Source organism: Sphingobium sp. TKS (genome assembly GCF_001563265.1).
In the GTDB taxonomy this organism is placed as follows: domain Bacteria; phylum Pseudomonadota; class Alphaproteobacteria; order Sphingomonadales; family Sphingomonadaceae; genus Sphingobium.
The window spans coordinates 1483456-1503521 of sequence record NZ_CP005083.1; the positions used below are offsets into that span (position 1 = coordinate 1483456).

The window sequence follows — 20066 nt, forward strand, 5'->3', positions numbered from 1 at the left end:
GAAAATATGGCGACGATTGTGTTGACCGCCCTTGGCACGGCCATTGGCGGGCCGCTGGGTGGCGCCATTGGCGGGCTGATCGGCAATGCCTTCGATCATGCGGTGCTGTTCAAGCCCAAGGGGGTGGAGGGGCGGCGGCTGACCGAGGTGCAGGTCCAGACCTCCACTTATGGTTCGCAGATACCCAAGCTGTTCGGGACGCTGCGGGTGGCGGGAACGGTGATCTGGGCGACGGACCTCAAGGAGACGAAGCACAAGAGCGGCGGGGGCAAGGGACGGCCCAGCGTCACCAGCTACAGCTATTCGGCCAGTTTTGCCGTGGCCTTGTCGGCGCGGGCCGTCCGGTCGGTGCGGCGCATCTGGGCGGATGGGAATCTGCTGCGGGGGGCGGCGGGGGACTTCAAGACGGAGCTGGGGGCTTTTCGGCTGCATCTGGGGGGAGAGGATCAGGCGGTCGATCCATTGATCGCGGCGGCGGAAGGCGTGGACGTGACGCCGGGGCATCGGGGAATGGCCTATGCAGTGTTCGAGGATCTGGCGCTGGCCGATTACGGCAATCGCATTCCTTCGCTCACATTCGAGGTCGAGGCGGACGAGGGAGCGGTTTCGATTGCCGGTCTGGCCGGCGAATTGAGCGGGGGGATGTTGACCGGCGACGGGTTCGGTACGGTCGACGGCATGGCGGCGAGCGGCGCCGATGTGAGCGATGCGCTGGCGCCGCTGGCGGATGCGTTCGACCTTGCCTTCGTGGCGGAAGAGGCCGGATTGCGCCTGCGGGCTTCGGGGACGGAAGGCGAGGCGCTGCTTGGGGGCGTGGGACTGTGCCGGTCGGTCAATGGGCGTGCTTTGGACGGTCTTGAGCGGTCGGGTGGTGCTGCCGATAGCGTGCCGGTGGCTTTGTCGGTGCGCTATTATGATCCGGAGCGGGACTATCAGGCGGGCGTGCAACGCGTCGGCAGGCCTGGGCCGGGGCGGCTGGAGCAGGGGGTGGACCTGCCGGTCGTGCTGTCGGGCGAGGATGCGCGGGCGCTGGCGGCGCGGAAGATGGGGATGGCCTGGACGGGGCGATCGACGATGACATTGCGGTGCGGGTGGGATGCGTTGCGCCATGCACCCGGCAATGTCGTGACGGTCGAAGGCGTGCCGGGCCTTTGGCGGATCGAGGAGCGCGAATGGGAGGCCATGGCTGTGCGGATGGGCCTTCGGCGCGTGCCGGGGGCTGGCGCGGCGATCCCGGCGGGAGCGTCTTCGGGCGCGGTCGTGCGGCAGGCGGACAGGCCGCATGGACCCACGACGCTGATGCTGGCCGACTTGCCGTCGATCAGGGAAGGGCTGGCGACGGCCCCGGTCATCGTGGCGGCGGCGAGCGGGGGCGAAGGGTGGCGTGGCGCGGCACTTTTCGCGATCGGCGCGACGGGGGAGGCTTCTCCTGTCGGGCGGACGGCTGGCCGGGCGGTGATGGGCCTTGTGGACGCGGCATTGCCTGCGGGAAGCGCGACGTTGATCGATGGCATCCATGCCGTTCAGGTCACGCTGTTGGCGGAGGACATGGAATTGAACGGGGCGGATGAGGCGGCACTGGCGTTGGGCCGCAATCTGTGTCTGGTCGGGCGGGAGCTGATCCAGTTCACTCATGTCGTTCAGACTGGTGCGGCGAGCTTCCGGCTGGAAGGACTGCGGCGGGGATTGTTCGGAACCGAATGGGCGATGGCGTCGCATGCGGAGGGAGAGAATTTCCTGCTGCTGGAGGAGGACCGGCTGGCCGAGCCGCTTGCCGCTTATGGCGGCGTGCCAGAGATCGGCGGCGGCATTCGCATCGCGGCGATCGGAGTGGGAGACAGTGAACCGAGCGATGCCCTGTTGACGATCACGGGGGAGGCCGTGGTGCCGCCCTCCCCGGTCCATGTGAAGGCGCTGGCCGATGGTGCGGGCGGCTGGATCATTGGCTGGACGAGGCGGAGCAGGAACGGGTGGCGCTGGACCAGCGGGACCGATGTGCCGTTGGGCGAAGACCGGGAGAGGTACGAACTGCGTTTGTGGGCGGGCGCGATTGAATTGCGCCGGATCGTCACGGATCAATCCGTCTGGACCTATGACGCGGCGACGGTGGCCGAAGATATGGGTGCGGGTGAGCTGGCGGTGGAGGTGCGGCAGGTCGGCTCCTATGCGTTGGGACGGGCCGCGCGCATCGTTCTGGCCGACTGATCGGCGCCTTCCTTTCTAACGAAAAAGGACAATCGAATCATGACGATGGACTCGACCTTCCGTTGGGCCTTGCCCCAGCTTTTTGCCGGGCAGGCGCAAAAGGAAATTTTCCATAATGAGGCGCTGACCCGGATCGACATGCTGCTGCATGGCGCGGTGGAAAGCGCCGATGAGGACGTGCCGCCGGCTTCGCCCGCGGTCGGTGCCTGCTGGATCGTGACGGCGGGTGCTTCCGGGGCTTGGGAAGGGCAGGACGGAGCCTTGGCCTGCTGGACCGATGGGGGGTGGCGCTTTGCCGCTCCGCGTGTGGGGCTTTCGCTATGGGTCGTGGACAGGGGGCACGTCATGCAGCATGACGGCGTGGACTGGCATGATTCCGGCGTGCGGGGGGATGGATTTTACATCGGTGGCGCGCGGGTCGTGGGAGCGCAGGCGGCAGCGATAACCGATCCATCGGGAGGTGCGACTGTCGATGCGGAAGCCCGGTCCGCCCTCGCGGCAATTCTGGGCGCGTTGCGGGCGCATGGTTTGATCGGGCTCTGATAGAGGGGCTGATCGGATCGTGACTTTGGTGTGTCCGCCTTTTACCAGAAAGCGCTTGCGAATTAGCTTTGCAGGAGGGGTAACGGCGCTCACTGCGTTATTTTTGCAACAGTTTTACCAATTGTGGACTTGCCATGAAACTTTCTAGCCGATACAGGGTTTCAGCAGTCCTTCGTGACAATTTTGAAAGGGGAATTCAGATGCGGAAGCTTGCCCTCGCGGCTGTGCTTGCGACCAGCGCCTTGGCCACCCCGGCTCTGGCGCGTGACAATAGCTGGTATGTCGGTATCGACTCCGGCGTTGTGCTCGTCGAAGATCAGGACATCACTTTCACCCCCGGTAATGGCGGTGCCGCCAGCAACACGCTTGCCGGTGTGGACTACCACAAGGGCTGGGATGGCGATGCCAATATCGGCTATGACTTCGGCGGTTTCCGTCTGGAAGCCGAGGCCGCTTACAAGCGCGCCAAGGTCGATCTGGACAAGAGCGGCTTCGGCGGCGCGGCTTCGGCCCTGTCGTTCATGCTGAACGGTTTGCTGGACTTCGGTCCCGATGACGGCCTGCAGGGCTTCGTCGGCGGCGGTGTCGGCGTGTCGCGCGGCAAGCTGGCCAATGACACTGTCAACGATTCTGACACCGGCTTCGCCTGGCAGGCGATCGCGGGCGTTCGCTATCCGCTGACCAACCATGTCGACGTCTCGCTGAAGTATCGCTTCTTCAACCAGGACGATATCAAGCTGGTTCCGGCCTACACCACCATCGGTGGCCCCGCCGGTTCGTCGGTTGACACCAAGCTGCGCACCCACAGCCTGCTGCTGGGTCTGACCTACAACTTCGGTGGTGAACCGGCTGCTCCGCCGCCGCCTCCCCCGCCGCCGCCTCCCCCGCCTCCCCCGCCGCCTCCGCCTCCGCCGCCGGTGGCCGAGTGCAGCCCTGGGCCGTACATCGTCTTCTTCGAATGGGACAAGTCGGACATCACGCCTGACGCCGCCACCATTCTGGACAACGCGGTTTCGGCCTACAGCAACTGCGGCAGCGCCCAGGTCATGCTGGCGGGCTATGCGGACCGTTCGGGTTCGGCCTCGTACAACGTCGGCCTGTCGCAGCGTCGTGCTGACGCCGTTAAGGCTTACATCTCGTCGAAGGGCATCCCCGATGGCGTGATCACGACCCAGGCGTTCGGTGAATCGAACCCCCGCGTCGAAACCGCCGACGGCGTTCGCGAACTGCAGAACCGTCGCGTGGAAATCACCTACGGTCCGGGTTCGGGTCAGTAAGATTTTCCGTCCTTCGGGATGGAAGAGGATTGAGGGGCTGGTCGGAAGACCGGCCCCTTTTTCTATGCGGCTCTCATTTATATGGCTGGGTCGCTGTTCCGGCTGATTTGCGACTGGTTTATCCAGCCCAAAAGTCGGAAAGCGGGTGACATTTTGGATCGCTTGGGCAACAAAAAGCCGTCATGCGGCGTTCGCTTCGCAGCATTCTTCTCGGGAGTTTGTTCATCATGAAAATTGCCGCAATCCTCTGGGCATTGCCGATGGCTGTCCTGGTGTCGGGCTGCGTTACTGGTTCGTCCGCGAAGGCGCCTGCCGCTGATGCTGCTGCGCCGATGGCCCACGCGAAGCTGCTCGCGGCGGATGGTTCCGCGCGGGGTGAGGCTATGGTGACGCAGGCAGCAGATGGCCTGCATGTCGTCGTGCACGCGCAAGGGCTGACGCCGGGCATGCATGCCGTGCATGTCCATACCATCGGAGCCTGTACGCCGCCCGACTTTGCAAGTGCGGGTGGTCATTGGAATCCGACAGGACATAAGCATGGGAAGGATAATCCGGATGGCATGCATATGGGCGATATGCCCAACATGATTGCTGGCGCGGATGGCGCGGGCGAAATGGAATATGTCATTCCGGGCGGAACCATCAGTGGGGGAGCAACGCCTCTGCTGGATAGCGATGGCGCGGCGGTCGTCATCCATGCGCAGGCCGATGACAACAAGACCGATCCTGCGGGCAATGCCGGTGGGCGCGTTGCTTGCGGCATATGGTCGACGGGATAACCTATGCGGGGGCGCGGCTGAATGTCGCGCCCGCTGAGGCGTAGACATTGAAGCGGGTCACGCGCCTTGATTCACTGCTTTGCAGGCTGGAAGGAGGCGAAGGGACTCCGTCCGGGATCGGTTGAATGTCGATTGGCCCTACGGCGTCTGAATATCGGCCCGATAGCGTTCGATCACATGATAGGTCGAACCTGCCTGGCCGAGATGGCTTTCATACAGGGCGAATGCATCGACGGTGAAGGGCGCGCTTGCAAAAGCGGCATGGAGGGCCATGAACGCCTCCATGGAACCGGCTGTCCGACCGAAGCGGGCCAGCGTGACATGAGGGAAATAGCTTCGATTGTCCGGTGAGAGGCCGGTATTGACACAGACACGGTCGACCTTCTGATGAAGCTGGGCGAGAGCATCACGTGGCTGTACGCCTGCCCAGAGTGTATGGACCTGGCCCTTGCGGTCGAAACAGCCGATGCCGCCAAGGGCGATCTCGAACGGTGAAAAGCGGATATTGCCGAGCGCGTCGATAAGATCATTGGTCCGGTGGCGGTCCACTTCGCCCACGAAGCGCAGGGTGATGTGCAACTGGTCGTCATCTTGCCAGCGCGCATCCATGATGCCGCTCATCAGGGCGAGCAGTCCGTTGCGGATATCGGCTGGCGGGCGGATGGCGACGAACAGGCGATGCATGATCTTCCTATAGCTGTTCTGCCGCGATAAGTCAGGTTGCGCTCTGTGCTTGAATTGAGGGCGCGATGAGCCGATAATGAGGGGGCCGGCCGCACTGATGCCGGTGAAGGAGATTATCTCATGGCCAATTGGTCCGATCCGCGTTCCGACGTTGCGGGTTTTGGCGGCACGACCATTGCGCGCGGGGAGGCGTTCGACGCTGGCCTGCGTAGTTATATGCTGTCGGTCTACAATTATATGGCGAGCGGCGTGCTGCTGACCGGTCTGGTCGCGATGCTGTTCGCGTCGAGCGGTCTTGCCTATCAGATCCTGGCTGGGCCCGGTATCCTGAAATATGTCATCATGTTTGCGCCATTGCTGTTCGTGATGACCATGAGCTTTGGCATCAACCGCTTGTCGACTTTCGCGATGCAGGCGATGTTCTGGGCCTATGCCGCGGTGATGGGGCTGTCGCTCTCGTCCATCCTGCTCGTCTATACCGGCACCTCGGTCGCGCAGACCTTCTTCGCGACGGCGGCGGCTTTTGCGGGCCTCAGCCTCTGGGGTTATACGACGAAGCGTGACCTTTCGGGTCTCGGCACTTTCCTCATCATGGGTGTCGTCGGTCTGCTGGTCGCCAGCCTCATCAACCTGTTCTTCCGGTCGAGCGCGATGAATCTGGTGATCAGCTTCATCGGCGTACTGCTGTTCGCGGGCCTGACGGCTTATGACACGCAGAAGATCAAGAGCATCTATGCCTATGTCGCGGGTACGGACATGATGGGCAAGTCGGTGGTGATGGGGGCGCTGAACCTTTATCTCGACTTCATCAACATGTTCCTGTTCCTGCTGCGCTTCATGGGCAGTCAGCGCAACTGAAGACAGTCTTGCCAAGACAGGAAAAGGCCCGGCGCAGCGATCCGCCGGGCCTTTTGCTTCAGGCGGGCTTCTGCATTTCCGCGATCAGGGCGTTGTCCAGTTCCTTCTGTCGCTTATAGGCCGGGCGTTCCCGCAGGCGGGCGGCATAGGCTTCGAAGGGCGGACGGCTGGGGATCGTGCCGAAGCTGAGACCCCAATCGACCTGCGCGCCGACATAGACGTCGGCGGCGGTGAACTGATCGCCGCAAATCCAGGCCGGGCCGGAAACGGCGCTTTCCAGGGCATCGATCGTGTGGTCGAATGTGCCATAGCCCGCCATGCGCTCGCGGTCTTCGGGAACGACAAAGCCGAGTGCCTTATTGGTGATGGCGGCCTCGACCGGCCCCGCCGCAAAGAAGAGCCAGCGATAATAGTCGGCACGGTCATCGGTGGAGGGCGCAAGGCCCGCGGCGGGGAAAGCGTCCGCCAGATAGGCGCAGATGGCGGCGCATTCCGTCACCACCTTGCCGGCATGGACGATGGCCGGAACCTTGCCCATCGGGTTGATCGCTAGATAATTGGCGGACTTCATGCCGTTCTCGCCATAGTCCAGCACCACCATTTCATAAGGCTGGCCGACTTCCTCCAGCATCCAGCGGACGATCTGCCCGCGCGACATGGGGTTGGTGTAGAAGGTGATTGCATTTGGCATCACGACTCTCCCGCTATTGGCCTCTGACGCCTTTTGTGCCCTTTGGGGAATGATCCGCAAAGCTTTTGCGTGGGCATGAAGGGTTCACGGAACTGGAGAGGGCCGAAGATCAGGATAGTCTTGGTCTGGATCAGGCCATCCCGGTCCGTCCAGTAGCCTCATATGACAAGGGCGACCCTATGCTATGGGCCGCCCTTGATCATTCGTTACCGCTGGATGCGCCAGGCTTATTTCGTGGATTCCGCAGGCTTCGCCTTGCTACCCTTCTTGCCCTTTTTGGGAGCCGCCGGGGTGATTTCGAAGGCGAGGGCGTCGTCCTTCAACCGGACATGGACCTCGCCGCCATGGACGAGCTTACCGAACAGCAGTTCCTCGGCCAGCGGCTGCTTGATCTTCTCCTGCATCAGGCGGCCCATCGGACGCGCGCCGTAGAGCTTGTCATAGCCGCGCTTGGTGAGCCAGGCCTTGGCCTCGTCGTCCAGGGTGATGTGGACGTCGCGGTCGGCCAGTTGCAGTTCGAGCTGGAGCACGAACTTGTCGATGACCCGCGCCACGATTTCCGGTGGCAGATAGCCGAAGGGCACGATCGCATCGAGGCGGTTGCGGAATTCGGGGGTGAAGAGCTTCTTCACCGCATCTTCCTGCACATCCTCGCGGGTGAACTCGCCAAAGCCGATGCTCTCCTTCGCCATGTCCGATGCACCGGCATTGGTGGTCATGATGAGGATGGTGTTGCGAAAATCCACCGACTTGCCATGGTGATCGGTCAGGCGGCCATTGTCCATCACCTGCAACAATATGTTGAACAGGTCAGGGTGAGCCTTTTCGACCTCATCGAGCAGCAGTACGCAGTGCGGATTCTGGTCGACCGCATCGGTCAGCAGGCCGCCCTGGTCATAACCGACATAGCCCGGAGGCGCGCCGATCAGGCGGCTGACCGAGTGCCGTTCCATATATTCCGACATGTCGAACCGCTGGAGCGGGATGCCGAGCAGATGGGCGAGCTGACGCGCGACCTCCGTCTTGCCGACGCCGGTAGGGCCGGAGAAGAGATAGTTGCCGATCGGCTTGTCCGGATCGCGCAGGCCCGCCCGTGACAGCTTGATCGCGCTGGACAGGACTTCGATTGCCCGGTTCTGGCCGAAGACGACGCGCTTCAAATCCGTGTCGAGCGTTTCCAGCACCGATTTGTCGTCCGCCGACACGGTCTTGGGAGGGATGCGGGCCATGGTCGCGATGACCTGCTCGATCTCCTTGGGGGTGATCGTCTTCTTGCGCTTGCTGGGCACGACCAGCATCTGCATTGCGCCGACCTCGTCGATCACGTCGATCGCCTTGTCGGGCAGCTTGCGATCATTGATGTAGCGCGCCGACAGTTCCACTGCCGCCTTGATCGCGTCGGGGGTGTATTTGACGTTGTGATGCTCCTCGAAGGCGCTGCGCAGCCCGGCGAGAATCTTGATCGTGTCCTCGATCGTGGGTTCGTTGACGTCGATCTTCTGGAACCGGCGCAACAGAGCGCGGTCCTTCTCGAAATGGTTGCGGAACTCCTTGTAGGTGGTCGAACCGATGCAGCGGATCGTGCCGCCCGACAGTGCGGGCTTCAGCAGGTTCGATGCATCCATCGCGCCGCCAGAGGTAGCGCCCGCGCCGATGACGGTGTGGATCTCATCGATGAAGAGGACCGCATGCGGCATTTTTTCCAGCTCGGTCACGACTGCCTTCAGCCGTTCCTCGAAATCGCCGCGATAGCGGGTGCCGGCCAGCAGCGCGCCCATGTCGAGCGAGTAGATCACCGCTTCCTTCAGGACATCGGGAACCTCGCCCTCGACGATCTTGCGTGCCAGACCTTCCGCGATGGCAGTCTTGCCCACGCCCGGATCGCCCACATAAAGCGGGTTGTTCTTCGACCGCCGGCAGAGGATCTGGATCGTCCGGTCGACTTCGGATGCGCGGCCGATCAGCGGGTCAACCTTGCCCCGCGCCGCCTTTTCATTGAGGTTGACGGTGAACTGCTCCAAGGCACTGTCCTTCTTGCCCTTGCTGTCCTGCACCTTCTTTTCCTCTTCCTGAGCGCCCTTGGTCTCGCGCTGCTCAGGGATGGCCGTGCCCTTGCCGACGCCGTGGCTGATGTAGCTGACCGCATCCAGGCGGCTCATGTCCTGCTGCTGGAGGAAGTATACGGCATAGCTTTCCCGCTCGGAAAAGAGCGCGACGAGGACGTTTGCGCCCGTCACTTCATCTTTGCCGGAGGATTGGACGTGCAGGATCGCGCGCTGGACCACCCGCTGGAAGCCGCTGGTGGGGGAGGGGTCGCTGGCCCCTTCGACCTTCAGGCTGTCCAGTTCGGAGTCGAGATATTGCGTCACGGCGTCGCTCAACTCGCCAAGTTCCACGCCGCAGGCCTGCATCACCTTCGACGCATGTTCATCGTCGATCAGCGCGAGCAGCAGATGCTCCAGCGTCGCATATTCGTGACGACGCTCTGAAGCGTGGGTCAGCGCATTATGCAGGGTGGTTTCAAGGGCGGGTGCGAAAGATGGCATGTCTTTTATACTCCTGACCCCAAAGAGGGGCTGTACTTGAACCATATGTCGGCATTGCTCGACGGCGGATCAAGATGGGCATCTCGACCACCGGAATTGCCAGACTGCCCGTGCCCGGTGGAGCCTTTGGCAAGGCCGCAGAGGGCGGGGCGCGGGTTCATCGCTTGAATAACGCCTCAGCACTTGCTTTGTGGTTAACGGCGCTTTCAATCTTTGATTGGATTCGGGCGATTTCGCCCTCCAGCGCTATGATGCGCGCTTCCAGATCGGCCACGGAAAGTGGGCCCAGATCCTGTCGGAGCAGTTGGGCCAGCGGATCATCAGCCTTTCTCGGCAGATCGTTATCCATGTCCATGTCGTGCAATGTTGACCCTGCGGACCAGTCTGTCAATAAGGCCTTCATTCCGCCCGTCGATTTAGGTGCGGTGCAACATTTGCCGCGGGGGCAGCAATGGCTATCGAAGGCCCAGGGCCGAACGAAACAGTGCCGAGCGAAATGACGGCGATCGGCATAAAGGTTCCGGGCGGGCCGGATGCGCTGGCGCCAGAGCGGCGGCCGGTTCCCGTGCCTGGTCCCGATGAAGTGCTGATCAAGGTCGCGGCGGCCGGGATCAATCGCCCGGACGTGATGCAGCGCCAGGGCAAATATCCGCCGCCGCCGGGCGCTTCGGACATTCCGGGGCTGGAGGTTTCGGGCGTGATTGTCGCTGCGGGCGGGAGCGCCGGGCAGCTTGTCGGCCGCCGGGTCTGCGCTCTGCTGCCGGGCGGGGGCTATGCTGAATATGCGGTCGCGCCGGCGGGCCAATGCCTGCCCGTGCCGGACGATTATGATCTGGTGGAGGCGGCGGCACTGCCGGAGACGCTGTTCACCGTGTGGAGCAACCTGTTCGAGCGCGCCTATGTGGTCGAGGGTGACATCGTGCTGGTCCATGGCGGCGCCAGCGGTATCGGCACCATGGCGATCACGCTCTGCAAGCTGTTCGACATTGCCATCATCGTGACCTGCGGCAGCGATGAAAAATGCGAACAGGCCAAGGGCTGGGGCGCGGATCATGCGATCAATTACCGCACCCAGGACTATGTCGAGGAGGTCAAGCGGATCACTGGCGGGCAGGGGGTGCAGGCGGTCCTGGACATGGTTGGCGGCGCCTATGTTCCGCGCAATATCCAGTGCCTGGCCGAAGATGGGCGCCATGTATCCATCGCCGTGATGAGCGGGGCCAAAACGGAAGTCTTCATTCCCACGATCATGAGCAAGCGGCTGACCCTGACGGGATCGACGCTGCGGCCGCGATCGGTGGCGTTCAAGAGCCTGGTGGCGGATGAGCTGATGCGGGTGGTGTGGACCTTCATCGAACAGGGCAAGTTGCGGCCTGCGATAGACAGCCGCTTTCCCCTGGTGGAAGCTGCAAAGGCCCATGGGCGCATGGATGCGGGCGACCATTTCGGGAAGATCGTGTTGACGGTTTGACGGGTGGCGGAGGGTCTGTCTTTCGCTGGGATGACGATATTATCAAACGTCCATTTTTGGCCAAAACCGTAGCATTTCCGTCACATTCGCTGCGGAGTTGTAACATAGACCGGCTATGGATTCGCTCCTGAGAGAAACTGCTCAGGGGTCGTATCATGAACGTCATCACACGCCTGCCTTTCCTGGCGGAGTTGGACGATGGCGCCGACGACAAGTTCGCCATTCCCGAACGGGAAGGGAAGCGTCGCCGCTATCGCACGATCTGGATTTCGGACATTCACCTCGGCACGCGCGGCTGCAACGCGAAGATGCTGATCGACTTCCTCGACAGCGTCGATAGCGACACCATGTATCTGGTGGGTGACATCATCGACGGTTGGCGGCTTAAAAGGCGCTTCTACTGGCCCGCCGCGCATAATGACGTGGTGTGGCGCGTGATGAAGCGCGCCAAGCGCGGCACTCGCGTCATCTACATCCCCGGCAATCATGACGAGATGTTCCGCCAGTTCACCGGCCTCAGCTTCGGCGGCGTCGAAATCCGGCGCAAGGCGATCCATGAGACGGTTGATGGCCGCAAGCTGCTGGTCCTGCACGGTGATGAATTCGACACGATCATGCTCGCGCACCGCTGGCTCGCCTTCATCGGTGATGCCGCCTATACCATGTTGATGCGCGTCAATATCATTGTGAACGCGGTGCGTCAGCGCATGGGCCTGCCCTATTGGTCGCTCAGCAAGATGGCCAAGCACAAGGTCAAGAACGCTGTCGAGTTCATCTCCCGCTTCGAGGAAGTGGTGGCGCATGAAGCCGGATCGCGCGGCGTCGACGGGGTGGTCTGCGGCCATATCCACAATGCCGAAATCCGCGAGATCGCCGGCGTCGAATATTATAATGACGGCGATTGGGTGGAAGGCTGCACCGCTTTGGTCGAGCATTTCGACGGCCGGATGGAAGTGCTGCACTGGGCCGACGAGATCGCCAGGCGCACCGCCGAAGAACCCTCGCGGATCGCAGCCTGACGGGAGGAGAGCCGATGCGCCCACCCCCCATGCGTATCATCATCATTACCGACGCCTGGAGCCCGCAGGTGAACGGCGTTGTCCGGACCCTCCAGACCATGCAGGCGGAACTGGAAAAGATGGGGCATGAGGTGAAGGTGATCTCGCCCGATCTCTTTGGCTCCATTCCTTGTCCGACCTATCCGGAAATCCGTCTGGCCTTCGTCCGGTCGACCATTATGGGCCAGATGATCGCGGCCTTTCGTCCCGATGCGATCCATCTGGCGACTGAAGGTCCGCTCTGCCTTGCGGCCCGGCGCTGGTGCCTGCGCAGCGGCATCCGCTTCACCACCGCCTATCACACGCATTTCCCAGACTATGTGGCGCAGCGTACCGGCCTGCCCGCAGCCTGGTTCTGGCGCTATATCCGCTGGTTTCATGGCCCTGCCGAAGCGGTGCTGGTGTCGACCCGTTCGGTGCGGCAGCAACTCCGCGCCCATGGGCTGGCACAGGTGCGCGCCTGGGGCCGGGGAGTGGACCTTGCCGCCTTCACGCCACAAGCGACGCCGCCCGCCGCCTTTGCCGACCTGCCGCGTCCGATCCAGCTCTATGTCGGGCGGGTCGCGATCGAGAAGAATCTGGAAGCCTTCCTCGCCAGCGAGCATCCCGGCACCAAGGTCGTGGTGGGTGACGGCCCGGCCCGCGCCATGCTGGAAAAAGCTTATCCGCAGGCGCATTTTCTGGGGCCGATGTTCGGCACCGATCTGGCCGGCGCTTATGCCGGTGCCGATGTCTTCGTCTTTCCCAGCCGCACCGATACTTTCGGCCTGGTCATGATCGAGGCGCTGGCTTGCGGCACGCCGGTGGCGGCCTATCCCGTCACCGGCCCTGTCGACATCGTCACCCCGGAAACCGGCGCATTGTCCGACCGGCTGGAGCATGCCATCGCCGCCGCGCTCCTCTGCGACCGCGAAATCTGCGCCGCCTATGGCCGGAGCTTTAGCTGGGAACGCAGCGCGCAGGAATTTCTGACCGGCCTGCACAATATCGATCCCCAGGCGCTCGACAGCGCCGCCTGACGCTTTTCCTTGCCCGGCGGGGCGGGATGCACTATCTCAGGTCGGGCGTGGCCGCCCTGCTTGGGCGGCCCTTATCGTTTTTAAGCGCCGTTTTATGCCGGAGAATTCCCGTGTCCCAGCCTCTCATGCCCCATGCGACAGCCAGTTGGCTGGTCGACAACACCGCGCTGAGCTTCGACCAGATTGCGGAGTTTTGCGGGCTGCACATCCTGGAAGTGCAGGCGATTGCCGACGATACCGCAGGCACCAAATATACCGGCCGCGATCCGGTCCGCGCCCATGAAATCACGATGGAGGAAATCCACAAGGGCGAGTCCAATCCGGACTATCGGCTCAAGATGCTCAAAGGCCCGGAGCCGGTCCGCCGGACCAAGGGGCCGCGCTACACCCCCGTCAGCAAGCGCCAGGATAAGCCCGATGGCATCGCCTGGATCTTGCGCAACCACCCCGAAATTTCGGACGGCGCGATCGGCAAGCTGATCGGCACCACCCGCACCACCATCGCCGCGATCCGCGACCGCACGCATTGGAACATCTCCAACATCGTGCCCAAGGACCCGGTGACGCTCGGTCTCTGCTCGCAGCGGGAACTGGACGCGCTGGTGACGAAGGCGGCGAAGAAGGCGGGCATCGAAGCGCCCACCGATTCGCGTCTGGACGGCGACCGCGAGGCGTTGATCAACGAACTGCGCCGTGAGCGCGAGGACGCCACCCGCCGCGCGGAAGAGGCGCTCAAGAGCGAGTCCGATTTCATTTCGGGCGCCGCGAAGATCCTCGATCCGTTCAGCGACAATAAGGGTCACATTTGATGCCGTAACGTCATTCCGCCAGAGGTGGAGTGACGACCGGATGCTCATGCAAAAGGGCCGCGCCTTGACCGCAAGGCGCGGCCCTTTTTGTCGTGCTTGACGCTTGCGTAAAGGGAAGGCGTAACTTACACCTGTACAAATGGAGAGCAGCGAAAATATCTGGAAAACCCGCTATAATCACCCCTCCGCCTGGGAACAGACATTCCCGCCCTTGTCGATGGTGGACATGGTGGCGAACAGCGCCACGGCCAAGCCGGATGCGGTGATGATCGATTTCATGGGTCGCAAGACGACCTATGACGCGATGTTCCATATCATCCGGCGGATCGCCAGGGGATTGCAGGATCTGGGCGTCCGGAAGGGCGATCGGGTCGGGCTCTATCTGCCCAATGTCCCCCATTATGTCGCGGCCTATTATGGCGCGATGATGGCCGGGGCGACGGTCGTCAATTACTCCCCTCTCTACACCGCCGCCGAACTGGAACATCAGGTCGAGGACAGCGGCACCAACATCCTCTTTACCCTGTCGGCCAAGGCGCTGCTGCCCACGGCGCTGAAAGTGCTGGACAATAGCAGCCTTGAGCGACTGGTCGTCGGCTGCGTCGCGGAAGTCCTGCCACCCGCCAAATCGGTGCTGTTCCGCCTGTTCAAGCGCAAGGAGACCGCCACGGTCCCGCACGACCCGCGCATTACTCATTATGCCGACCTGCTGCGCCATGGCGAGAACCCCACGCCGGTCGCGATCGACCCGGAACAGGACATCGCCCTGCTGCAATATACCGGCGGCACCACAGGCCGGCCTAAGGGCGCGATGCTGACCCATCAGAACCTCACCGCCAATGCGCGGCAGGTCCGCTTGATCGACCCGCATCCCGAGGCGCCCGACCGCATATTGGCGGTGCTGCCCTTCTTCCACGTCTTCGCCAACACCTGCGTCCTCAACCGCACGGTGCTGAACGGCGGCGAGATGGTGATGCTGCCGCGCTTCGAGGGCACGCAGGTGCTGGCCGCGATCCAGCGGACCAAGGCGACGTCGCTGCCCGGTGTGCCGACCATGTACCAGGCGCTGCTGGATCATCCTGCCACGCCCAATATCGACTTTTCCTCCCTGCGCCTGTGCATTTCCGGCGGCGCGCCCTTGCCGCTGGAGGTCAAGCAGCGGTTCGAGGCGATGACCCACAGCAAGCTGGTCGAAGGCTATGGCCTCACCGAAAGCAGCCCGGTCGTCTGCTCCAACCCCTATGAGGGGCTCAACAAGTCCGGCACCGTGGGGCAGCCGGTCCCCGGCACCCGCGTCAAGCTGGTCGACCGCGAGGACCCGACCCGTCCGCCGCCCGAAGGTGAACCGGGCGAGCTGGTCTTTGCCGGGCCGCAGATCATGAAGGGCTATTGGCAGCGGCCTGACGCCGATCTGGAGGTGTTCGTCGACGGCTGGCTGCGCACCGGCGATGTCGGGTTGATCGACGAGGACGGCTATGTGAAGATCGTCGACCGGTTGAAGGACATGATCGCCGTGGGCGGGTTCAAGGTCTTTCCCAGCGAGGTCGAGAAGATTCTCTACCACCATCCGGCGGTCAAGGAAGCGCTGGTGATCGGCATTCCCGACCATTATCGCGGCGAGTGCCCGAAGGCCTTCGTCACCTTGCAGGAGGGCTTTGGCATCGACGGCGCCGCGCTCAAGGAGTGGCTGAACCCGCAATTGGGCAAGCATGAGAAGGTATGCGAGGTGGAGGTGCGCCTCAACCTGCCCAAGACGCTGGTCGGCAAGCTGTCCCGCAAGGAACTGGTGGCCGAAGAGCGTGCCAAGGCGGAAGCGGCAACGCCGCAGACTGGAACCGCGGGCTGATCCTTCCTATCTGTGCGGTCGACGCAAGGACAGTTGGGCAAGGACAAGGACGCAAACATGGCCGAAGAAATCGCAACTCTGGCTGGCGGCTGCTTCTGGTGCACAGAGGCGGTGTATCAGAATCTGAAGGGCGTGAAGGCCGTGGAAAGCGGCTATATCGGCGGCGCGCTGCCCAACCCGAGCTATGAACAGGTCTGTTCGGGCGCCACCGGCCATGCCGAGGCGATCCGCATCACCTATGATCCCACGGTCATCGGCTATGGCGACCTGCTGGACATTTTCTTCGCGACCCATGACCCGACGACGCTCAACCGTCAGGGCAATGACATCGGCACGCAATATCGCTCGGCCATCTTCCCCCATTCGCCCGAACAGGCGGCGGAAGCGAAGATGGGCATCGAGCGCGCCCAGGCGGATCAGACGAATCCGATCGTCACGGCCATCGAACCCGACGCTCCCTGGTATCCGGCGGAGGATTATCACCAGAAATATTGGGAACGGGTGGGGGATCGGAATCCCTATTGCATGGCGGTGATCCCGCCCAAGCTGGCCAAGCTGCGCAAGGGCTTTGCCGAACGTATCGAAGCCTGAACCGTTCGTCGCCCACGGCTTGCCCTTGCCGCCAGCGTCTCTAAGCTGGCGAGGAAGACAAGCCGGGGAAGATATATGAACAAGATCGGATTGATGGCCGCGCCGGCTTTGTTGCTGCTCCTGCCGGGCTGCATCGCGCGGACGGCGGCCAATATCGTGACGGCACCGGTGCGCGCGGGCAGTCAGGTGGTCGACTGGAGCACCACCAGCCAGGAAGAAGCCGACCGCAATTACGGCCGCAAGATGCGCAAGCAGGAAGCGCGCGAAGCCCGTGAACGGAAGAAAGAGGAAGAGCGTCGCCGCCGCGAATGCCGCGATGCGGGCTACGATAATTGCGGGTAGGGCGGTAGTTACCTTGCCGTGAGAAGGGCCGTGTTCCTGCCTGCGTAGGAACACGAAGTTGCTTAAATCTTAGGTCAGTCGATCAAGCCGCCGCCCGCCGCAACCGATCGTTGATCGCCACCCCGATCCCCTCATTCGGGATCGGCGCGACGGCAATCCGCTCCGCTGCACTCGCATCCGCCATATGCAGCGCCGCGAACAGATGCGCCGCAGCCTCCCGCATATCGGCATCCGGGCTCAAATTCACATGACAGGGCATCAACCCGAAGCCGATCAGATATTCGTCCTTCTCGGCCTTCAGCGCATTCAGCCGCACCGGCTTGGATGGCGCATAATGGCTTTCCAACTGGCCCGGGGCCTCGATCTTCGCATTTTCCGCGCCCGTCACCACCGGCAGCCGGGTCGCCTCCTCCAGCATCGTCGCCGTCACCGGCCCTGGCCGCAGCAGCCGGATGCAGTCGCTTTCCGGCGCGACGATAGTCGATTCCAGTCCTTCGCTGGTCGGCCCTTCGTCCAGGATCATGCGGATCTTGCCGTTGAGGCTCGCCAGCACATGCTCGGCCCGCGTCGGGCTGATCGCGCCGCTGCGATTGGCCGACGGCGCGGCGAGCGGCCGGCCGCTTTCCCGGATCAGCGCCCGCATCGCCGGATGCGCGGGCAGGCGCAGCGCCACGGTCGGCAATCCCGCCATCACCAGCGGCGACAGCCCGCTATCGGCGCGCACGGGCAGAACCATGGTCAGCGCGCCGGGCCAGAACCGTTCTGCCAGCTTGTCCGCCACCGGCGAAAAATCCGCCAAACGTCCAGCCATCTCCCTGTCCGCGACATGCACGATCAGCGGATTGAAGCTCGGCCGTCCCTTGGCGGTGTAGATCGCCGCTACCGCATTGGAGTCCGTGGCATCCGCCGCCAGGCCATAGACCGTCTCGGTCGGCACCGCGACCGGCTCGCCGGCACGGATCAGCAACGCCGCCTCGCGCAGCGCTTCGCTGCCATAGCGGCTTATTCGAGTGGAAAAGACTGGATTTGGGATGGTCACGACCCCAGCGATATAAGCCCCGATTTCCGGGAGTAAAAGGCCATTGCTACAGAAGAATGACATTGGCGCCGCGCTTGCCCGTCAAGTGGAGGAGGGCTAAGCGAGGGGCCATGAACGACGCCCTGCTGACCCGCATTGCCGAAGCGCTGGAACGGATCGCGCCGCCGCCCGCTTCCTCCGCCGATCTGGCCGCTGCGCCCGCCTATGTGTGGAACGGCGCCACGATCCGGGCGGTGGAGGCCTTCGCGCCGGTGGATTACGCCCTGCTGACCGGCATCGACGCGCAGAAGGAAGCGCTGCTCGAAAACAGCCGCCGCCATGCCGCGGGCCATGCCGCGCATGACGTGCTGCTCTGGGGTGCGCGGGGAACCGGCAAGTCCGCCGTCGTCGCGGCCGTCGTCGGCAAGCTCCAGGCCGAAGGACAGGACATCGCCCTGCTGCAATGCGCGATCGATGAGCTGGCCAGCCTGCCGCAACTCTTCGCTATCCTGCGCGACACGCAGCGGCCCTTCATCCTGTTCCTCGACGATCTGGGCTTCGATGAACATGGCGTGGGGGACGCCCGGTCGCTGCGCTCGTTATTGCAGGGCGGCACTGCCGCGCGGCCGGCGAATGTCCGGCTCTATGTGACGTCCAACCGCCGCCATATCGTGCCGCGCCACCTGTCGGAACAGGATGACCCGGTCAATCCACGCGACGTGGTGGACGACAAGATGGCGCTGTCGGACCGCTTCGGCCTCAGCCTGGGTTTCCATGCGATCGATCAGGACGCCTATGTCGCCATCGTCAGCGGCTATGCGGCCAGTCTCGGTCTCAGTTTCGAGCCGCTGGATGCCATCCAATGGGCAACCCAGCGCGGCAGCCGCTCAGGCCGCGTCGCCTGGCAATATGTGGTGGAACTGGCCGGACGGAATGGGGTGACGATATAGCGTCCGGAATATGCTGCCGCCTTGGTAGGAATATCCCCTGTCAATTGCTCCGCGTCACCCGCCAGACGACGCCGCCCACATCGTCGCTCACCAGCAACGCGCCCTTGGCATCCGCCGTCACGTCCACGGGCCGCCCATGGGCCTCACCCTTGGTCCCCAGAAAATCTGTCAGCACGTCGACCGGCTTGGCCTTGCCCGCCTCGCCATCGTCGCCAAAGGGCACGAACACGACCTTATATCCTGACATCGGCTTGCGGTTCCAACTGCCGTGCAGCCCGACAAAGGCGCCGTTGCCATAGGGGGCGCCCAGCGAAACCTTGTCGGCAAAGCTGAGCCCCAGCGGCGCTACATGATTGCCCAGCGAATAATCGGGCCGCTTGGTATATTCGCGGATTTCCGGCCTTTGCGGCTGGACTCGGCGATCCTCATAACCACCCCAATAATTCCACGGCCAACCGTAGAAGGCGCCGAATTCGACCCGCGTCAGATAATCGGGGACGAGATCGCTGCCCAGCATGTCGCGTTCATTCACCACGCCCCAAAGCGCGCCGCTCTTGGGCTCAAAAGCCAGTCCCACGGGATTGCGCAGGCCCGAAGCATAGATGCGATAGGCGCCGGTATTGGGATTGATCTCCAGCACGGCGGCGCGATTGGCCTCCGTTTCCAGATCATTTTCCCCGATATTGCTGTTGGAGCCGACACCGACATAGAGCAGCCCCTGTGGACTGGCGACCAGGCTGCGCGTCCAATGCATGTTGGGCGCCTGCGCCGGCAGGCTCAGTATCTTGCGCCCCTTGGCGGTGATCTTGGTATCGCCTTCCTTGTACGGAAAGGCCATCAACGCATCGGTATTGGCGACGTAGAGCGTGTCACCGACCAGCGCCATGCCATAGGGCGAATGCAGCCCCGTCAGGAAAGCCGTCTTCGTCTCAGCCCGCCCGTCGCCATCGGCGTCGCGCAGCAGGGTGATGCGGTTCGCGGAAGGCACGCCGGCCCCCGCCTTGTCCATCAGATAGTTCATCACCCGGTTGACGATGCCGCCGGTCGGCCGCGTGGGACTGTTGGTTTCCGCCACCAGTACATCGCCATTGGGCAGGCGCAGCAATGAGCGGGGATGGTCCAGCCCATCGGCAAAGCGATCGACGCTCAGCCCCTTTGCGGGGACCGGCTTTTCGCTACCCTTCCACGGCACGGCATCCGCGACATTCATCGTCGGGATCATTTCGCTGCGCGGGCTGGTGAAGACGGGTTCCTTCCCCACATCCGCGCCGACGGGAAGCTGTGCCTTATCCCCCTGCGCGAAGTAGAAGAAAAGGCCGCCGAGAATGACCAGGGTGAGGAGGGTGAGCGCGATCAGATGCTTCTTCATGGTCCCCGTT

At 63.1% G+C, this 20066-nt stretch carries 19 protein-coding genes; 13 read left to right on the forward strand and 6 right to left on the reverse strand.

Annotated features, from left to right (window positions below; all coding sequences use genetic code 11):
* The first annotated feature begins 6 nt into the window (after positions 1-6).
* The 4 genes from K426_RS07505 to K426_RS07520 all read left to right on the forward strand — a co-directional run bounded on the left by K426_RS07505 (position 7) and on the right by K426_RS07520 (position 4804).
* Positions 7-2205 carry a phage tail protein gene (locus K426_RS07505; RefSeq protein ID WP_066555633.1) on the forward strand — a complete coding sequence of 733 codons (2199 nt, stop codon included), beginning with the start codon at positions 7-9 and terminating at the stop codon, positions 2203-2205.
* Positions 2206-2244: 39 nt separating this feature from the next.
* Positions 2245-2748 carry a DUF2793 domain-containing protein gene (locus K426_RS07510; RefSeq protein WP_066555635.1) on the forward strand — a complete coding sequence of 168 codons (504 nt, stop codon included), beginning with the start codon at positions 2245-2247 and terminating at the stop codon, positions 2746-2748.
* A gap of 200 nt (positions 2749-2948) precedes the next feature.
* On the forward strand, positions 2949-4025 hold the full coding sequence (locus tag K426_RS07515; RefSeq protein WP_066555639.1) for an OmpA family protein: 1077 nt from the start codon (positions 2949-2951) through the stop codon (positions 4023-4025).
* A gap of 227 nt (positions 4026-4252) precedes the next feature.
* Complete coding sequence (locus tag K426_RS07520) at positions 4253-4804, forward strand: superoxide dismutase family protein (protein WP_066561487.1); 552 nt, start codon at positions 4253-4255, stop codon at positions 4802-4804.
* A gap of 138 nt (positions 4805-4942) precedes the next feature.
* Here K426_RS07520 and thpR read toward each other — a convergent pair whose 3' ends face one another.
* On the reverse strand, positions 4943-5488 hold the full coding sequence (gene thpR / locus K426_RS07525) for an RNA 2',3'-cyclic phosphodiesterase (RefSeq protein WP_066555641.1): 546 nt from the start codon (positions 5486-5488) through the stop codon (positions 4943-4945).
* Between the two features lie 120 nt (positions 5489-5608).
* On the opposite strand from thpR, the gene K426_RS07530 reads away from it, so the two are divergent.
* The gene (locus tag K426_RS07530; RefSeq protein WP_066555643.1) at positions 5609-6346 is read left to right on the forward strand and encodes a Bax inhibitor-1/YccA family protein; all 738 of its coding nucleotides are present in this window, start codon (positions 5609-5611) and stop codon (positions 6344-6346) included.
* A 58-nt stretch (positions 6347-6404) separates the two neighbouring features.
* On the opposite strand, the gene K426_RS07535 is transcribed toward K426_RS07530, so the two are convergent.
* The 3 genes from K426_RS07535 to K426_RS30230 form a co-directional block, all read right to left on the reverse strand.
* Positions 6405-7037 (reverse strand): glutathione S-transferase family protein, encoded by a 633-nt coding sequence (locus K426_RS07535; protein ID WP_066555645.1) that lies wholly within the window; start codon positions 7035-7037, stop codon positions 6405-6407.
* Positions 7038-7264: 227 nt separating this feature from the next.
* The gene (clpA, locus tag K426_RS07540) at positions 7265-9583 is read right to left on the reverse strand and encodes an ATP-dependent Clp protease ATP-binding subunit ClpA (protein ID WP_066555647.1); all 2319 of its coding nucleotides are present in this window, start codon (positions 9581-9583) and stop codon (positions 7265-7267) included.
* Positions 9584-9740: 157 nt separating this feature from the next.
* Positions 9741-9938, reverse strand: a complete 198-nt coding sequence (locus K426_RS30230; protein WP_082748472.1) for a DUF1192 domain-containing protein — start codon at positions 9936-9938, stop codon at positions 9741-9743.
* A 96-nt stretch (positions 9939-10034) separates the two neighbouring features.
* Here K426_RS30230 and K426_RS07550 point away from each other — a divergent pair, with 96 nt between their 5' ends.
* The 7 genes from K426_RS07550 to K426_RS07580 all read left to right on the forward strand — a co-directional run bounded on the left by K426_RS07550 (position 10035) and on the right by K426_RS07580 (position 16719).
* Entirely contained in the window at positions 10035-11054 is a 1020-nt protein-coding gene (locus tag K426_RS07550) for an NAD(P)H-quinone oxidoreductase (RefSeq protein ID WP_066555649.1), read from the forward strand.
* Between the two features lie 155 nt (positions 11055-11209).
* On the forward strand, positions 11210-12073 hold the full coding sequence (locus tag K426_RS07555) for a UDP-2,3-diacylglucosamine diphosphatase (protein WP_066555651.1): 864 nt from the start codon (positions 11210-11212) through the stop codon (positions 12071-12073).
* Positions 12074-12102: 29 nt separating this feature from the next.
* Complete coding sequence (locus K426_RS07560) at positions 12103-13131, forward strand: glycosyltransferase family 4 protein (RefSeq protein WP_066555653.1); 1029 nt, start codon at positions 12103-12105, stop codon at positions 13129-13131.
* Positions 13132-13256: 125 nt separating this feature from the next.
* A complete protein-coding gene (locus K426_RS07565; protein WP_066555655.1) occupies positions 13257-13940 on the forward strand; it encodes a DUF1013 domain-containing protein in 684 nt (227 codons plus the stop codon).
* 139 nt (positions 13941-14079) lie between these two features.
* Entirely contained in the window at positions 14080-15786 is a 1707-nt protein-coding gene (locus K426_RS07570) for a long-chain-fatty-acid--CoA ligase (protein WP_066555657.1), read from the forward strand.
* 57 nt (positions 15787-15843) lie between these two features.
* Positions 15844-16377, forward strand: a complete 534-nt coding sequence (gene msrA / locus K426_RS07575) for a peptide-methionine (S)-S-oxide reductase MsrA (protein WP_066561489.1) — start codon at positions 15844-15846, stop codon at positions 16375-16377.
* Positions 16378-16452: 75 nt separating this feature from the next.
* Complete coding sequence (locus tag K426_RS07580; RefSeq protein ID WP_066555659.1) at positions 16453-16719, forward strand: hypothetical protein; 267 nt, start codon at positions 16453-16455, stop codon at positions 16717-16719.
* An 82-nt stretch (positions 16720-16801) separates the two neighbouring features.
* On the opposite strand, the gene K426_RS07585 is transcribed toward K426_RS07580, so the two are convergent.
* Positions 16802-17758 carry an L-threonylcarbamoyladenylate synthase gene (locus tag K426_RS07585; RefSeq protein WP_066561491.1) on the reverse strand — a complete coding sequence of 319 codons (957 nt, stop codon included), beginning with the start codon at positions 17756-17758 and terminating at the stop codon, positions 16802-16804.
* 110 nt (positions 17759-17868) lie between these two features.
* Between K426_RS07585 and K426_RS07590 the strand changes: the two genes are divergently transcribed.
* The gene (locus K426_RS07590) at positions 17869-18687 is read left to right on the forward strand and encodes an ATP-binding protein (protein ID WP_066555660.1); all 819 of its coding nucleotides are present in this window, start codon (positions 17869-17871) and stop codon (positions 18685-18687) included.
* A 40-nt stretch (positions 18688-18727) separates the two neighbouring features.
* Here the strand turns inward: K426_RS07590 and K426_RS07595 are convergent, their stop codons facing one another.
* Positions 18728-20056, reverse strand: a complete 1329-nt coding sequence (locus K426_RS07595; RefSeq protein ID WP_066555662.1) for a PQQ-dependent sugar dehydrogenase — start codon at positions 20054-20056, stop codon at positions 18728-18730.
* Positions 20057-20066: the final 10 nt, after the last annotated feature.

What these genes read in the sequence shown, in the direction of transcription:
- K426_RS07505 (WP_066555633.1), top strand. Translation starts at nt 7, where the DNA reads ATGGCGACGATTGTGTTGACCGCCCTTGGCACGGCCATTGGCGGGCCG.
- K426_RS07510 (WP_066555635.1), top strand. Translation starts at nt 2,245, where the DNA reads ATGACGATGGACTCGACCTTCCGTTGGGCCTTGCCCCAGCTTTTTGCC.
- K426_RS07515 (WP_066555639.1), top strand. Translation starts at nt 2,949, where the DNA reads ATGCGGAAGCTTGCCCTCGCGGCTGTGCTTGCGACCAGCGCCTTGGCC.
- K426_RS07520 (WP_066561487.1), top strand. Translation starts at nt 4,253, where the DNA reads ATGAAAATTGCCGCAATCCTCTGGGCATTGCCGATGGCTGTCCTGGTG.
- thpR (WP_066555641.1), bottom strand. Translation starts at nt 5,488, where the DNA reads ATGCATCGCCTGTTCGTCGCCATCCGCCCGCCAGCCGATATCCGCAAC.
- K426_RS07530 (WP_066555643.1), top strand. Translation starts at nt 5,609, where the DNA reads ATGGCCAATTGGTCCGATCCGCGTTCCGACGTTGCGGGTTTTGGCGGC.
- K426_RS07535 (WP_066555645.1), bottom strand. Translation starts at nt 7,037, where the DNA reads ATGCCAAATGCAATCACCTTCTACACCAACCCCATGTCGCGCGGGCAG.
- clpA (WP_066555647.1), bottom strand. Translation starts at nt 9,583, where the DNA reads ATGCCATCTTTCGCACCCGCCCTTGAAACCACCCTGCATAATGCGCTG.
- K426_RS30230 (WP_082748472.1), bottom strand. Translation starts at nt 9,938, where the DNA reads ATGGACATGGATAACGATCTGCCGAGAAAGGCTGATGATCCGCTGGCC.
- K426_RS07550 (WP_066555649.1), top strand. Translation starts at nt 10,035, where the DNA reads ATGGCTATCGAAGGCCCAGGGCCGAACGAAACAGTGCCGAGCGAAATG.
- K426_RS07555 (WP_066555651.1), top strand. Translation starts at nt 11,210, where the DNA reads ATGAACGTCATCACACGCCTGCCTTTCCTGGCGGAGTTGGACGATGGC.
- K426_RS07560 (WP_066555653.1), top strand. Translation starts at nt 12,103, where the DNA reads ATGCGTATCATCATCATTACCGACGCCTGGAGCCCGCAGGTGAACGGC.
- K426_RS07565 (WP_066555655.1), top strand. Translation starts at nt 13,257, where the DNA reads ATGCCCCATGCGACAGCCAGTTGGCTGGTCGACAACACCGCGCTGAGC.
- K426_RS07570 (WP_066555657.1), top strand. Translation starts at nt 14,080, where the DNA reads ATGGAGAGCAGCGAAAATATCTGGAAAACCCGCTATAATCACCCCTCC.
- msrA (WP_066561489.1), top strand. Translation starts at nt 15,844, where the DNA reads ATGGCCGAAGAAATCGCAACTCTGGCTGGCGGCTGCTTCTGGTGCACA.
- K426_RS07580 (WP_066555659.1), top strand. Translation starts at nt 16,453, where the DNA reads ATGAACAAGATCGGATTGATGGCCGCGCCGGCTTTGTTGCTGCTCCTG.
- K426_RS07590 (WP_066555660.1), top strand. Translation starts at nt 17,869, where the DNA reads ATGAACGACGCCCTGCTGACCCGCATTGCCGAAGCGCTGGAACGGATC.
- K426_RS07595 (WP_066555662.1), bottom strand. Translation starts at nt 20,056, where the DNA reads ATGAAGAAGCATCTGATCGCGCTCACCCTCCTCACCCTGGTCATTCTC.